Source organism: Patiriisocius sp. 208BN25-11 (assembly GCF_058147145.1).
Genome location: NZ_JBYVJY010000062.1, coordinates 1 through 285 on the forward strand (window position 1 = coordinate 1; position 285 = coordinate 285).

Consider the following 285-nt stretch of genomic DNA (forward strand, 5'->3'; position numbering starts at 1 on the left):
TACGTTCATTACATATTGAAAGGAAATTTTAGAAGTTGGGAATTACTTCGTTGTTCGAAAATCTGAATTCTAAATTCTGAATTTCTAATAATGGGGGATTAGCTCAGCTGGCTAGAGCGCCTGCCTTGCACGCAGGAGGTCATCGGTTCGACTCCGATATTCTCCACCATTATATTTCCATGCAAATGGGAATTTCATCTTTAAGTAGATGAAAAGTTCATTACATATTGAATAGAGTTTTAGCCAAATAGGGGCTAGAGCGTCCCGAACTCGCTTCGGGAAGGT

At 40.0% G+C, this 285-nt stretch carries 1 tRNA gene; it reads left to right on the forward strand.

What is annotated here, in order from left to right:
- Positions 1-92: 92 nt before the first annotated feature.
- Positions 93-169: transfer RNA gene (locus ACY2RS_RS15560), tRNA-Ala, on the forward strand.
- The last annotated feature ends 116 nt before the right edge of the window (positions 170-285 follow it).